We start from the raw sequence: 12,320 nt of genomic DNA on the forward strand, positions 1-12,320 counted from the left end.
GTCATTCCTTCTCTATGTCGGTGATCTGGGCGCGCCACTCGCCGGCCACGTGGCACGCGGCCTCGCGGTCGTCGGACAGCGCGACGGGCCGCGGCTGCACGGCGCACGCGTCGTGGGCGAAGCGGCAGCGGTTGGCGAAGACGCACGCCTCGGCGGCGGTCCACACGCGCGCGCCCGGAGCGGGTCGCAGCTGGTCGGGCCGGAGGCGGTCGACGTGGGTGACGCTCGGCGCGGACGCCGTCAGCAGGCCGGTGTAGGGGTGTGCGGGCCGTTCGAGGACGGCCTGGATGGGTCCTTGCTCGACGACGCGGCTGCGGTAGAAGACCGCCACCCGGTCCGCGATCCCGGCGAGCGAGCTGAGGTCGTGGGCGATGATCACGACCGCCAGGTCGAGCTCGCGGCGGAGCCGGTCGAGCAGGCTGAGCACCAGGTTGCGGTTGGAGACGTCGAGCGCGGAGACGGGCTCGTCGCAGAACAGCAGCTGCGGACGGGTCGAGATGGCGCGGGCCAGCGAGATCCGCTGGCGCTGGCCGCCCGAGAGCTGCCGCGGCCTCCGGCCGAGCATGGAAGCCGGCTCCAGCCCGACGAGGCGGAGCGACTCGGCCACGCGCTCGTCCCGCTCGGCGCGCGACAGCGTGCCGGCGATGTCGAGCGGCTCACGGACCAGCTCGGCGACGGTGAGGTCGGGGTCCAGCGAGCGCAGCGGGTCCTGGAAGACGAGCTGGACCTGGCCCGAGCGGCGGAAGTCACGCAGGGCGCGGCCCTTGAGGGAGCCCATGTCCTGGCCGTTGAACTCGATGCGGCCCGCCCGCGGCCGGACCAGGCCGACCGTGGCCCGCGCCAGGGTCGTCTTGCCCGAGCCTGTCTCGCCGATGATCCCGACGATCTCCCCGGGACGGACCTCGAGGCTGGCCTCGGTCAGCGCGGCGCCGGTGCCGAGGTGGGTGCCCTTGCGGGGTCGGGCGTAGGACACCGACAGGTCGGTCACGCGCAGCAGCGGGGCCACGCGTGCCTCGGACTCCTCCACCGCACCGACGTGCTCACGGGTCGCGGTCATGCGAGTGCTCCTTCCAGGACGTCGACGCGGGCGCAGCGCGCCGAACGGCCGCCGCCGAGGTCGGCCAGCGGGACCGGTCCCGACGTGCACTCGTCGGTGGCGTACCGGCAGCGGGGGGCGAACCGGCAGCCGGGCATGTCCTCGCCGACGGTCGGCGGCTGGCCCGGGATGATCTCGAGGGAGCGACGCTCCCAGGTCCCGATCGTCGCGACGCCCATCAGCGCCTGCGTGTAGGGGTGCCGGGGACGGGCCAGCACCTCCTCCGTGGTGCCGCTCTCGACGATCTCGCCGCCGTACATCACCAGGATCCGCTCGCACGTCTCGGCGACGACCGCGAGGTCGTGGGTGACGAGCAGCAGCGAGAGGCCGTGGGTCTCCCGGAGCCGGCCGAGCAGGTCGAGGATCTCGGCCTGGATGACGACGTCGAGGGCGGTGGTCGCCTCATCGGCGATCAGCAGCTCGGGCTCGCAGGAGACCGAGATGGCGATGAGCACGCGCTGCTGCATGCCGCCGGAGAGCTGGTGGGGGTACTGGTGGAAGACGCCCTCGGGGTCGTGCAGGCCCACCTCGGTGAAGAGCTCGACGGCGCGGCGGTGGGCCTCGCCCCGGGACAGTCCCCGCTTGACGCGGAGCTGCTCGGCGAGCTGGTGGCCCACGGTCAGCGACGGGTTGAGGTAGGACGCGGAGTCCTGGAAGACTGCGCCGAGGCGGGTGCCCCTCACCTCGTTCCACGTACGCCGGCTCGCTCCGGTCAGCTCGGTGCCGCCGAGCACGATGCGCCCGTGGTCGACCTCGCCGGTCTTCGGCAGCAGACCGAGGACCGAGCGGCAGGTGAGGGTCTTGCCGCTGCCGGACTCGCCCACCAGGCCGACGGACTCGCCGCGGCCGATCGTGAAGGAGACGTCGTGCACGGCGACGAGGTGGTCGCCGACGGACACCTGCAGGCCGGTGACCTCCAGGACCGGGCTGGGGATCGGGCTGGCGATCGGGCTGGGGATCGGGTCAGGCATCGATGGTCTCCTTCCGCGCAGCCCGCGGAGCGGTGCGCGACGGGGTACGCCGACGGGGTGCGTCGCCGGTCGCCTCGCGGACCGCGTCCGCGAGCAGGTTGAGGGAGCCGACCGTGGCCATCATCAGCAGGCCGGGGAACACCGGAGCCCACGGCTGCTGGGCCAGGTAGTCCAGGTCGGAGGCGAGCATCCCGCCCCAGGTGGGGGCCGGCGGTGAGACACCGAGGCCGAGGAACGACAGGGACGCCACGACCAGCAGGGCGGACCCGGTGGCCTGGGCCGAGGTGACCGCGACGTTGGGCAGCACCTTGCTCCAGATGTGCTTGCGCAGGGTCCACCACTCGGTGGCGCCCATCAGCTCGGCCGCCTCGACGTACTGCTGGCGGCGCATGCCGAGCGCGACGGCCCGGGTGACGCGGTAGAAGATCGGGCTGATCAGCACGCCGATCGCGAACATCGCCTGCTGGAGGCCGTTGCCGAGCGTGCCGGCCACGGCGATCGCGAAGACCGTGAACGGCAGGATCACCAGGGTGTCGCTGATCCGCAGCGTCATCCACTCCAGCCGTGGGCCGAGCCACGCGGAGGCGAGGCCGGACGGCACGCCCAGCGCGCCACCGATGAGCACCGCCTCGAACGCGCCCACGACGGAGAGCCGGGTGCCCGCCATCAGCCGGCTGAGCACGTCGCGGCCGACGTAGTCGGTGCCGAGCCAGTGAGCTGCGGACGGTCCCTCGAGGACGTGGTCGGTGTACTGCTGGAGCGGGTCGTGCGGGGCGAGCGCACCGCCGAAGAGCGTGAGGAAGGCGATGCCCGCGAGCACGACCAGCGCGAAGCGGGCCGACGGGATGCGCCACAGGTTGCGCACGGCGGTCATCGGAGCACCCCCTGGCGGCGGACGGTCGGGTCGAGCGCCTTCTGGAGGACGTTGACCACCGAGCTCGCGACCACCACCACGACGGCGGTGACCAGGAGCGTGCCCAGGACGACCGGCACGTCACCACGCTCGGCCGACTGCAGCGCGAGCTGCGCGACGCCGGGGAGGCCGAAGAGACGCTCGGTGATCACGGCACCGCCGACGATCAGCGGGATCGCCAGGCCGATGACGGCCAGGGTCGGGCCGGCTGCGTTGCGGAGCACGTGCCCGAAGAGCACCCGGGAGCGGCCGTAGCCACGCATCTCCGCGCCGATCGCGTAGTTGTCGCCCAGCGCCGTGACCATCGACGTACGGAGCTGGCGGGCGATCGAGGCGGCCACGTCGAGGCTGAGCGCCAGCGACGGCAGGATCGAGAACCGCAGCCACTGCGCCGGGTCCTGGTCGATCGGCACGTAGCCGCCCGATGGCAGCAGCTGCAGCTTCACCGAGAAGACCACGATCAGCGCCATGCCGATCACGAAGGGCGGCAGGGTGGCGAGCACCGAGCAGACGAGCGTGACCAGCCGGTCGAAGAGGCCGCCGTTGCTCAGCGCGGCGCCGATGCCGGCACCACCACCGATGAGGATGGCCAGCACGAGGGCGAGCGCCGCGATGGACAGGTCGACCGGGAGCGCCTGCTTGATGCTGTCGGCCACCGGGATGGTCGTGAACCACGACCGCCCGAGGTCGCCCTGCACCGCGTTGCCGACCCATGAGACGTACTGCTCGACCAGCGGTCGGTCGAGCCCGAACTCGTGGTTCATCCGGGCGATGTCGTCAGGCGTGGCGGTCTCCCCCAGCACGGCGGCAGCCGGGTTGCTGTCGCTCAGCGCGCCGAGCGCGAAGGTGATGACGGAGGCGAGCAGGAGCACGGTGACGGCCACCGCAAGGCCACCGGCGACCGCGCGCACCAGGGGTACGACGCGGTGCGGCCGTCCGACCTCGGCGGCCGCCGCCGGCACGGCTGCCGGAGGCTCCAGCTCGGGCGGGGAGGTCCCGGCCTCGGCGACGGTGAGGCTCACGCGGTGACGCCTTCGAAGCGGCGCAGGCTCGGACGCGTCGGCAGCCCGCTCACGCCCTTGCGGGCGATGACGGCCGGGACGAGCGTCAGGAAGGTGTTCGGGAACGAGGTGACCGCGATCTTGGTCGCCTCCTGGAGGAGGGCGGGGTAGCTCGGGTCGTCGGTCGGCGTGTGCTTGACCTTCTCGAGCTGGGCCTCGAGCTCGGGGTTGGTCTTGCGGCCCGGGTTCATCAGGCCCTCGGCGCCGAAGAGCACCTGGAAGGCCTGCACGGGCGACTCCCGGCCGGCGAAGCCGTCGTAGGCCAGCGCCTTGGAGTGCTCGAGGTAGACCAGCTGCGTGTGCTGGGTGGCCGGGATCGAGTCGATCGTCGCCTCGATGCCGACCTCCTTGAGCTGCGCCTGGATCAGCTCGACCGCCGCCTCGCTCTGGCCGCTGCTGGTGAAGACCGCCTTGACCGGCTGGGTGTGGCCGGCCTCCTTGAGGATCTGGCGCGACTTGTCGGGGTCGTAGGCGTAGAGGCTCGCCAGCTCCGCGTTGTAGCCGACGTAGCCGGGCGGGAACGGCTGGTAGCTCACGTCGCCGACGCCGAAGGCCGCCACCTCCTTCAGCTTCTCCCGGTCGATGGCGTACTTCATCGCCTCGACGACCGCCGGGTCGTCGAACGGCGCCATGGTCACGTTGACGTCGAGCACGCTGACGAACATCGTGTCGATGACCTGCACGTCGAGACCGGCGTCCTTGGCCTGCTGCAGCTGCGCGCCGCCGAGCCGGACCAGGTTGAACTGGCCGGAGCGGGCCGCGGCGACGGCGGTCGACGGGTCGGGCTGCGGGTAGAGCTCGAAGTTCTCGACCTTGATCTCGTCGGCGGCGGAGAAGTTCGGGTTCTTCTTCAGCGTCGCGTGGTCGTTCTGCACGTACGCCGTCAGGGTGAACGGCCCCGACCCGGCCGGCTTGGTCGCCAGGGAGTCGACGTCCTTCTCGAAGACGGCCGGGTTCACGACCATGCCCGTCTTGCCCGCGAAGAGGAGCGGGTACTGGTAGTCGACCTCGGTCAGCTCGATGACCACGTCGAGGTCGCCGTCGACCTTCACCGACTTGATCGTCGCCATCTGCGGAGCGATCAGCGACCCGTCCTGGGTGCGGCCGCGCTCGATCGACTTCGCGACCGCGGTGGCGTCGAGCGGGCTGCCGTCGCTGAACTTCAGGCCCGGGTGGAGGGTGAAGGTGACGGCCTTGCCCGAGTCGTCGTACGTCCACTTCTCGGCCAGCCACGGCGTGGCGTTGCCCTGGTCGTCGAGCGCGGTGATGGCGTCGTAGGTCAGGGCGAGCATCTGCACGTCCGAGCCGGCGGAGGAGGTGACCGGGTCCCAGGTGGTCGGGAGCTGCCAGGCCCACTTGATGGTCCCGGTGCCGCCGGCGGAGCCGCTGCCTCCCACGGTGGAGGTGCCGCCGCAGGCCTCGAGGCCGAGCACGAGGCCGGCGGCGAGGCTGAGGCCGAGGAAGCCACGGCGGGACGGGGCGATGAGAGGGGTGCTGCTGGCGCGCGTCATGGTGGGCGTGTGCCTTTCGGGTCGGGTCGGTTCGAGTCGTACGACGGTGGGTGGGGGTGGGTGCCGGCCGGGTGTCGGTCAGCCGGCGCGACGAGCCGCCGTGTGGCGGTTCTCCGGGACGGGCAGCCCGAGATGCCCGCGCAGGTGGGTGGAGTCGTAGTCGGCGCGGAAGACGCCGCGCTCCTGGAGGATCGGGACGACCTCGTCGATGATCCGGCGGAAGTTGGCCGGGTGGTCGAGGCCGATGTTGAAGCCGTCGCAGGCCCGCGCCTCCCACCACTCGACGAGCTTGTCGGCGACCGTGGTGGGCGACCCGACGAACTCGCTCTTGCGGAACGCGCGGGTGGCCTCGACGGCCTGCCGCAGGGACCAGCCGTTGTCGACGGCGCGCTGGGTGACCGCCTTGGCCTGGGTGTAGAACGACCGCTCGCCGTGCACCAGCGCCTCGGCGGGGAACGGCGCGTCGAGGTCGTACTGGGTGAAGTCGTGCCAGCCGAAGGGTCGGCCGAACTCGCGCAGCGCGGCGCCGAAGGTGTGGTCGCGGTCGTTGTTGGCCGCCTCGATCTCGCGGGCGTCCTCGTCGGTGTCGCCGACGACGACCTTGATGCCGGGCATGACCACGACGTGGTCGGGGTTGCGGCCGAACTTGTCGCGCGCCCGGGTCTTGATGTCGTCGTAGAACGCCTGCCCACTGGGGATGTCGGGTGCGTGGGTGAAGATCCCCTCCCCCACGCTGGCGCCGAGGTCGCGGCCCTGGTCGGAGTCGCCGGCCTGGAAGACCACCGGGTGGCCCTGCGGCGAGCGGACCAGGTTGAGCGGGCCCCGCACCGAGAAGTAGGTGCCCTCGTGGCCGAGCACGTGCTGCTTGCTGGGGTCGAGGAACTGGCCGGTCTCGCGGTCGCGGACGAAGGCGTCGTCCTCGTAGGAGTCCCACAGCGCCCGCGCGAGCTCGACGAACTCCTGGGCCCGGCCGTAGCGGGTGTCGTAGTCGTAGTGCTCGTCGAGGCCGTAGTTGCCGGCCGTGCCCGCGTCGCCCGTGGTGACGACGTTCCATCCCGCGCGGCCCCCGCTGATGAGGTCGAGCGAGCCGAAGCGGCGCACGAGGTTGAAGGGGCTGTTGAAGCTCGTGGTCGCGGTGCCGACCAGGCCGATGCGGCTGGTGCGCGTCGCGAGGGCGCTCAGCAGCGTGAGCGGCTCGAGGCGGTTGAGGTAGTGGGGCGGCGAGAATGGCGTGATGAACTGGCTGTCGACGATGAAGACCAGGTCGAACTTGCCGCGCTCGGCCAGCTGGGCCATCTCGATGAACCAGTCGATGTCGACACTGGCGTCGCCCGGGATCTCGGGGTCCAGCCACAGCGTGTGGCTGCCGGGTCCGCCGGTGCCGTAGGGCACGGCTCCCAGGTGCATCTGCCTCGTGGCCATCGACTCCCTCTCCTGCTTGATCAACCTTTCTCTACTAATTTAATCGACATTGGAACCACGATCCAACGCGGGTCCGTGATCGAGATGATCACGTGTCGTGATCAATAGTCGACTAATCTGGTCGACATGGAACGGATCCTCGACATCGGCCCCCTGCGCAGCTTCGTCGCCGTCGAGGACCACGGCGGCTTCCAGCGCGCGGCGGAGCACCTCCACCTCAGCCAGGCAGGCGTCAGCCAGCACGTACGCCGCCTCGAGGCGGCCACCGGTCTGCGCCTGGTCGAGCGGCACGGGCGCGGCTCGCGGTTCACCGCCGACGGCGAGCGCCTGCTCGCCTCCGCGCGACGCATCCTGGCCGCCCACGACGACGCCTTGCGCGAGCTCGCCGGTGCACACCTCGAGGTCACGATCGGCTCGACCGAGCACGCCGCGGCCCGCCTGCTGCCCTCGCTGTCCGCGTCGCTCGACGACGCCGGGTCACCGATGACCTTCCGCTACCGGATCGACCGGGGCGCACGCCTGCGCGAGGGCCTCGCCTCGGGTCAGGTCGACCTCGCGCTCCTGCTCAACGTCACCGACCACGTCGGCGCCGTGCCGGTCGGCGCGCTCGAGCTCACCTGGTACGCCGCCGGGACCTGGCGCCTCCCGGTCCCGCCGGAACCGGTGCCGCTCGTCGCCTTCGACAACCCGTGCGAGCTCCGCAAGCAGGCCCTCAAGACCCTGGCCGACCACGGCGTGCCCGCCACCATCGGCGCGGAGGCCACCCAGCTCGCGGGCGTCCAGGCAGCTGTCAGCGCCGGGCTGGGCGTCGCCCTGATGGCCCTCGACGAGCCCCCGCCGGGCCTGGTCGTGGTCCACGACCTGCCCGTGCCGGAGCCGCTGACCCTCTACGTGTGCCCGCGCGCGGGCCTGGCCCGCGAGGTGGTCGACCTCGCGGCGGAGGCGGTCGCCGCCGTGCTGGCCCGTCCCGGTCTCGCCCTCAGCAGGTAGCGCCGCTCAGACGGTCTCGAACCTGATCCCCGCCGCCTGCAGCCGCGCGTGCAGCGCGTCGCCCATGGCCTGCGCCGGGGTGACCTGGCCGGCCGTGTCGGGGTTGTCGTCGAAGGCCAGGCAGAGCGCCGACTCCGAGAGCATCTTCGCGGTCTCGGTGTAGCCCGGGTCGCCGCCGGAGACCTTGGTGTGGACGGTCTGCCCACCCGCCTCGCCGACGAAGTCGACGGTGAACCACGACTTGTCGCGCTTCGCCTCGTCGGGCCCCGAGCCCTGCGGCACCCGGCTCAGCAGCAGCTCGCGCAGCGGCTTGACCTGGGACGCGAGCGACAGCGCGCCGACGCCGACCGCACCGCCCGCGGCGTACCGCAACGTCTTGGTGCCGGCCCAGTGGGAGTAGCGGAACTCCGGACCGTACGCCGCCAGCGCGGCGCCGCTGCGCGCCACGATGATCGGGTCGATGGTCGGCAGCGGGAGCAGCCAGTAGCCGAGCACCGGGTCGCGGTGCGGCTTGCCTCCGACGGAGCGCGACGACCGGCCCTCGGGCCGGGTCTCCGCGCGGCGGCGGGCGGCGTAGGTCCGGCGCATCTCCTTGGCCCGCGCGAACTGGTTGAGCGCGGAGTGGAACGTGCCGCCGGAGAAGGTGCCGCCGGAGCGGACCACGCCGCGCAGGGTGATCGGCTGGTCGGAGGGCAGCTGCTGCACGGTGTAGTAGGCGCCGAGGTCGTGCGGGATCGAGTCGAAGCCGCACGCGTGGACGAGGCGCGCGCCGGTGCGGACCGCGGTCTGGTGGTGCTCGAGGAACATCCGGTCGACGAACTCGGGCTCGCCGGTGAGGTCGACGTAGTCCGTGCCGGCCTCCGCGCACGCGGCGACGAGCGGGCCGCCGTGGACGAGGTAGGGGCCGACGGTCGAGATCACCACGCGGGTGCGGCGGGCCACGTCGGCGAGGGCGGCGGGGTCGGACGCGTCGGCGACGAGCACCTCGACGTCCGCGCCCAGGCGACGGCGTACGGACTCGAGCTTGTCGGCGTTGCGCCCGGCGATCGCCCAGCGCAGCCCGGCGGGAGCGTGCTCGGCGAGGTAGTCGGCGGTGAGCCCGCCGGTGAAGCCGGTCGCGCCGAACAGCACGAGGTCGAGGTCGCGGTCGTCGTCGGTCATCGCGCCATCGTGTCAGAAGGAACCGGTCCCCCACCGCGGCCGTCCCACCGGGCAGAGCAGCACCGGAGCCACCTCCGGGCACGTCACGAGGGGAGCAGGTCGCCATGGGTCTGCGCAGGATCGGCACCAGCGTCGCGGCCGTCACCAGCCTGGTGGCTGCCGCAGGAGTGGGCTACGTCGTCGGCACCAGCGGCGGGCCGGACGACGGCCCCCCGTCCTCGCCTCCGATCGCCCTCGCCAACGCCGACCTCACCACGCCGGCGACCTGCGAGGACCTCCTCGACTCCTACGTCGACCGGGCCCTCGAGCAGGTCGGTCCCTACGGCTGGGGCGGCGGGCCGATCGTGACCTTCGACGCCCAGGCCGGCTCCGAGGCGAGCTCGCCGTCGGCGGCGTCGGGCGCGGAACGCTCGACGGTCACGACCTCACGCACGGAGAGCAACGAGTCCGGCACCAACGTGCAGGAGCTCGGCGTCGACGAGTCCGACGTGGTGAAGGTGTCGGGCAGCCTGCTGCTGCGGCTGCGCGACGGCGAGCTCGTGGCGTACGACGTCTCCGGCGAGCGGCCGACCGAGCTGTCCTCGACCCGGATCGACGACGCCCGTGGCAACGGCTGGCCCGGCGACCCCGGCGGCGAGCTGGTCCTCGTCGACGGCCGCGCGGTCGTCCTCGGCACCTCCGAGGACGGGCTCGAGTCGACCATCACCACCGTCGACCTGGCCGACCCGACGTCGCCGAGCATCGTCGCCACCACCACCGTCCGCGGTCGCGCCTCGGCGGTGCGGCTGCACGGCGACGTGGTGCGGGTCGTGCTCCAGAACGGCCTGCCCGAGCTGGACTTCTCCTACCCCGACAGCAGGTTCGGCGAGCTGACCTCACGCATGCGCAACCGGGCCCTGGTCCGCAAGACCACGCTCGCCGACTGGCTGCCCACCGTCGACGGCGACCCGATCGTCGACTGCGCGGACGTCTCGATCCCCGACGACGAGGAGATCGGGCTCGGCACGACGACCGTGCTCGCCTTCGACCCGGCCGTGCCGACCGAGCGCACGTCGATCGCCGTCGCGACCGACTCCGACACGTCGTACTTCTCGACCGACCGGTTCTACCTCGCCGCCGGCTCGGCGGCGTGGGGCTGGACCGACTGCTGGGACTGCCGCATGGGTGGCACCTTGGGGATGCCCGACGGCACCACGCCGATCTTCGCCTTCACGCTCGACGGCACGGACGCGACGTACGTCGCCTCGGGCGAGGTCGAGGGCACCATCGCCGACCGCTGGTCGATGGACGCCGTCGGAGGCTCGTTACGGGTCGCGGTCGGCCCGAGCAGCGAGACCGGCAACTTCAACTCGGTCATCACCCTGCGCGAGGACGGCGCGAAGCTCCTCGAGGACGGCCGGGTCGACGACCTCGGCGTCGACGAGCAGATCAAGTCGGTGCGGTGGTTCGACGACCTCGCGATCGTGGTGACCTTCCGGCAGACCGACCCGCTCTACGCGATCGACCTGACCAACCCGGCCGACCCGCGGCTGCTCGGCGAGCTGAAGATCCCCGGCTTCTCGGAGTACCTCCACCCGCTCGGCGAGCACCGGCTCATCGGCATGGGCCAGGACGCGACCACCGACGGGATGACGCAGGGCGCCCAGGCGGCGCTGTTCGACGTGACCGACCTGACGAACCCGCGGCAGCTCGACGTGGTCCGCTACGCCAAGGGCAGCGTCGCCGGGGCAGGCGCCGACCCGCGGCAGTTCACCTGGCTGCCGGAGCAGCGCGTGGCGCTGACCGTGGTCTCGCAGGGCTGGACCGGCACCACCGGCTGGGTGTCGGTGCTGTCGCTCGACGACGCCCGGATGACCAACCGGATGGTCGAGGTCGAGCACGGCACCGACGTCGCCGACGTACGCCTTGTGCCGCTCGCGTCCGGCAAGGTCGCGCTCGTCACCGGCGAGGACGTCAGCTTCTTCGCCCTCGCTGGTTGAGGTGCGAGCGCAGCGAGCCTCGAAACCTGCGACGCGGCCGACGTACGCTCGTGGCATGTGCCGCAACATCCGCCCGCTGAACAACTTCGAGCCGCCCGCGACGGGTGACGAGGTCACCGCCGCCGCCCTGCAGTACGTCCGCAAGGTGGCCGGGACGACGAAGCCGTCGCAGGCCAACGAGGAGGTGTTCTACGCGGCGGTCAAGGAGATCGCGCACATCACCCAGCACCTGCTCGAGGACCTGGTGACGACCGCACCCCCGAAGAACCGCGAGGTCGAGGCGGCCAAGGCCCGAGCCCGCGCGCAGCTGCGGTACGGCACGTGACGCTGACCGCCGCCGCGCAGGACGAGGTCCTCGAGCTGCTGGCGACCCGGCCGCTGGTTGTGCTGACCGGCGCGGGCCTCTCGACGGACTCCGGCATCCCCGACTACCGCGGGCCGGGGGCGCCGAGCCGGATGCCGATGACCTACCAGGAGTTCGTCGGCAGCGCGGAGGCGCAGCAGCGCTACTGGGCACGCTCGCACCTCGGCTGGCAGCGGATGGGGCGGGCACTCCCCAACGACGCCCACCGCGCGCTCGCCGCCCTCGACCCCGCGCTGCTGATCACCCAGAACGTCGACGGGCTCCACGAGGCCGCCGGGTCGCGCCGGATGGTCGCGCTCCACGGTCGCGTCGCCGACGTCATCTGCCTCTCCTGCCGCTCGACCTCCTCGCGCGCCGACCTCGAGCGGGTCCTCGACGAGCTCAACCCGCAGTGGCTCGAACGCCACGGCTGGGTGGCGTCGCGACCCGACGGCGACGTCGACCTCGACGACACCCACGACTTCGTCGTCCCGACCTGCCACTGCGGTGGACCGCTGAAGCCGCACGTGGTGTTCTTCGGCGAGAACGTCCCGGCCGACCGGGTCGCCCGGTGCTACGCGGCGGTCGAGGCGCTCGGCCCCGACGGGGCGCTGCTGGTCGCCGGCTCGTCGCTGACGGTGATGAGCGGGCTGCGGTTCGTGAAGCGGGCGGCCCAGCACGGCACGCCGGTCGTCATCGTGAACCGTGGTGAGACCCGCGGCGACCCCCTGGCGACGTACAAGCTCGAGGTGGGGTGCAGCGAGTTCCTGAGCGACCTTCGCACCCGAGTCTCCCGCTTGTCGGCCGAGATCTAGGCCGACAAGCGGGGCGGTCACCGGATATCCGGCTCTCCTGACTGATGTGTGGGTCAGG

General features: G+C 72.2%; 11 protein-coding genes. 4 read left to right on the top strand and 7 right to left on the bottom strand.

The window, feature by feature from the left end; genetic code table 11:
* Window position 1: 1 nt before the first annotated feature.
* The 6 genes from ACE3QY_RS19745 to ACE3QY_RS19770 form a co-directional block, all read right to left on the bottom strand.
* Window positions 2-1,057: an ABC transporter ATP-binding protein gene (locus ACE3QY_RS19745; RefSeq protein WP_374457767.1), complete on the bottom strand. Its 1,056-nt coding sequence runs from the start codon at window positions 1,055-1,057 to the stop codon at window positions 2-4.
* Complete coding sequence (locus ACE3QY_RS19750; protein WP_374457768.1) at window positions 1,054-2,067, bottom strand: ABC transporter ATP-binding protein; 1,014 nt, start codon at window positions 2,065-2,067, stop codon at window positions 1,054-1,056. The genes ACE3QY_RS19745 and ACE3QY_RS19750 overlap by 4 nt, the downstream gene beginning before the upstream one ends.
* Window positions 2,060-2,941: an ABC transporter permease gene (locus tag ACE3QY_RS19755; protein WP_374457769.1), complete on the bottom strand. Its 882-nt coding sequence runs from the start codon at window positions 2,939-2,941 to the stop codon at window positions 2,060-2,062. The genes ACE3QY_RS19750 and ACE3QY_RS19755 overlap by 8 nt, the downstream gene beginning before the upstream one ends.
* A complete protein-coding gene (locus ACE3QY_RS19760) occupies window positions 2,938-4,002 on the bottom strand; it encodes an ABC transporter permease (protein ID WP_374457770.1) in 1,065 nt (354 codons plus the stop codon). Before ACE3QY_RS19760 ends, ACE3QY_RS19755 begins: the two co-directional genes overlap by 4 nt.
* Window positions 3,999-5,552 carry an ABC transporter substrate-binding protein gene (locus ACE3QY_RS19765; protein ID WP_374457771.1) on the bottom strand — a complete coding sequence of 518 codons (1,554 nt, stop codon included), beginning with the start codon at window positions 5,550-5,552 and terminating at the stop codon, window positions 3,999-4,001. The genes ACE3QY_RS19760 and ACE3QY_RS19765 overlap by 4 nt, the downstream gene beginning before the upstream one ends.
* 78 nt (window positions 5,553-5,630) lie before the next feature.
* Entirely contained in the window at window positions 5,631-6,974 is a 1,344-nt protein-coding gene (locus ACE3QY_RS19770) for an LLM class flavin-dependent oxidoreductase (RefSeq protein WP_374457772.1), read from the bottom strand.
* A 126-nt stretch (window positions 6,975-7,100) separates the two neighbouring features.
* Between ACE3QY_RS19770 and ACE3QY_RS19775 the strand changes: the two genes are divergently transcribed.
* Window positions 7,101-7,964: a LysR family transcriptional regulator gene (locus tag ACE3QY_RS19775; protein ID WP_374457773.1), complete on the top strand. Its 864-nt coding sequence runs from the start codon at window positions 7,101-7,103 to the stop codon at window positions 7,962-7,964.
* A gap of 6 nt (window positions 7,965-7,970) precedes the next feature.
* Here the strand turns inward: ACE3QY_RS19775 and ACE3QY_RS19780 are convergent, their stop codons facing one another.
* The gene (locus tag ACE3QY_RS19780; protein WP_374457774.1) at window positions 7,971-9,125 is read right to left on the bottom strand and encodes a trans-acting enoyl reductase family protein; all 1,155 of its coding nucleotides are present in this window, start codon (window positions 9,123-9,125) and stop codon (window positions 7,971-7,973) included.
* Between the two features lie 104 nt (window positions 9,126-9,229).
* On the opposite strand from ACE3QY_RS19780, the gene ACE3QY_RS19785 reads away from it, so the two are divergent.
* From ACE3QY_RS19785 to ACE3QY_RS19795, 3 genes are read left to right on the top strand one after another with little or no spacing between them, the layout of a single operon-like run.
* A complete protein-coding gene (locus ACE3QY_RS19785; protein ID WP_374457775.1) occupies window positions 9,230-11,104 on the top strand; it encodes a beta-propeller domain-containing protein in 1,875 nt (624 codons plus the stop codon).
* Between the two features lie 55 nt (window positions 11,105-11,159).
* Window positions 11,160-11,429: a DUF2277 domain-containing protein gene (locus ACE3QY_RS19790; protein ID WP_374457776.1), complete on the top strand. Its 270-nt coding sequence runs from the start codon at window positions 11,160-11,162 to the stop codon at window positions 11,427-11,429.
* Window positions 11,426-12,262, top strand: a complete 837-nt coding sequence (locus ACE3QY_RS19795; protein ID WP_374457777.1) for a Sir2 family NAD-dependent protein deacetylase — start codon at window positions 11,426-11,428, stop codon at window positions 12,260-12,262. The genes ACE3QY_RS19790 and ACE3QY_RS19795 overlap by 4 nt, the downstream gene beginning before the upstream one ends.
* Window positions 12,263-12,320: the final 58 nt, after the last annotated feature.

This window comes from Nocardioides sp. (genome assembly GCF_041913365.1).
GTDB lineage: Bacteria > Actinomycetota > Actinomycetes > Propionibacteriales > Nocardioidaceae > Nocardioides.

Coding starts and splice junctions, on each gene's coding strand:
- ACE3QY_RS19745 (WP_374457767.1), bottom strand. CDS start 1,057: ATGACCGCGACCCGTGAGCACGTCGGTGCGGTGGAGGAGTCCGAGGCA.
- ACE3QY_RS19775 (WP_374457773.1), top strand. CDS start 7,101: ATGGAACGGATCCTCGACATCGGCCCCCTGCGCAGCTTCGTCGCCGTC.
- ACE3QY_RS19770 (WP_374457772.1), bottom strand. CDS start 6,974: ATGGCCACGAGGCAGATGCACCTGGGAGCCGTGCCCTACGGCACCGGC.
- ACE3QY_RS19755 (WP_374457769.1), bottom strand. CDS start 2,941: ATGACCGCCGTGCGCAACCTGTGGCGCATCCCGTCGGCCCGCTTCGCG.
- ACE3QY_RS19790 (WP_374457776.1), top strand. CDS start 11,160: ATGTGCCGCAACATCCGCCCGCTGAACAACTTCGAGCCGCCCGCGACG.
- ACE3QY_RS19780 (WP_374457774.1), bottom strand. CDS start 9,125: ATGACCGACGACGACCGCGACCTCGACCTCGTGCTGTTCGGCGCGACC.
- ACE3QY_RS19765 (WP_374457771.1), bottom strand. CDS start 5,552: ATGACGCGCGCCAGCAGCACCCCTCTCATCGCCCCGTCCCGCCGTGGC.
- ACE3QY_RS19750 (WP_374457768.1), bottom strand. CDS start 2,067: ATGCCTGACCCGATCCCCAGCCCGATCGCCAGCCCGATCCCCAGCCCG.
- ACE3QY_RS19785 (WP_374457775.1), top strand. CDS start 9,230: ATGGGTCTGCGCAGGATCGGCACCAGCGTCGCGGCCGTCACCAGCCTG.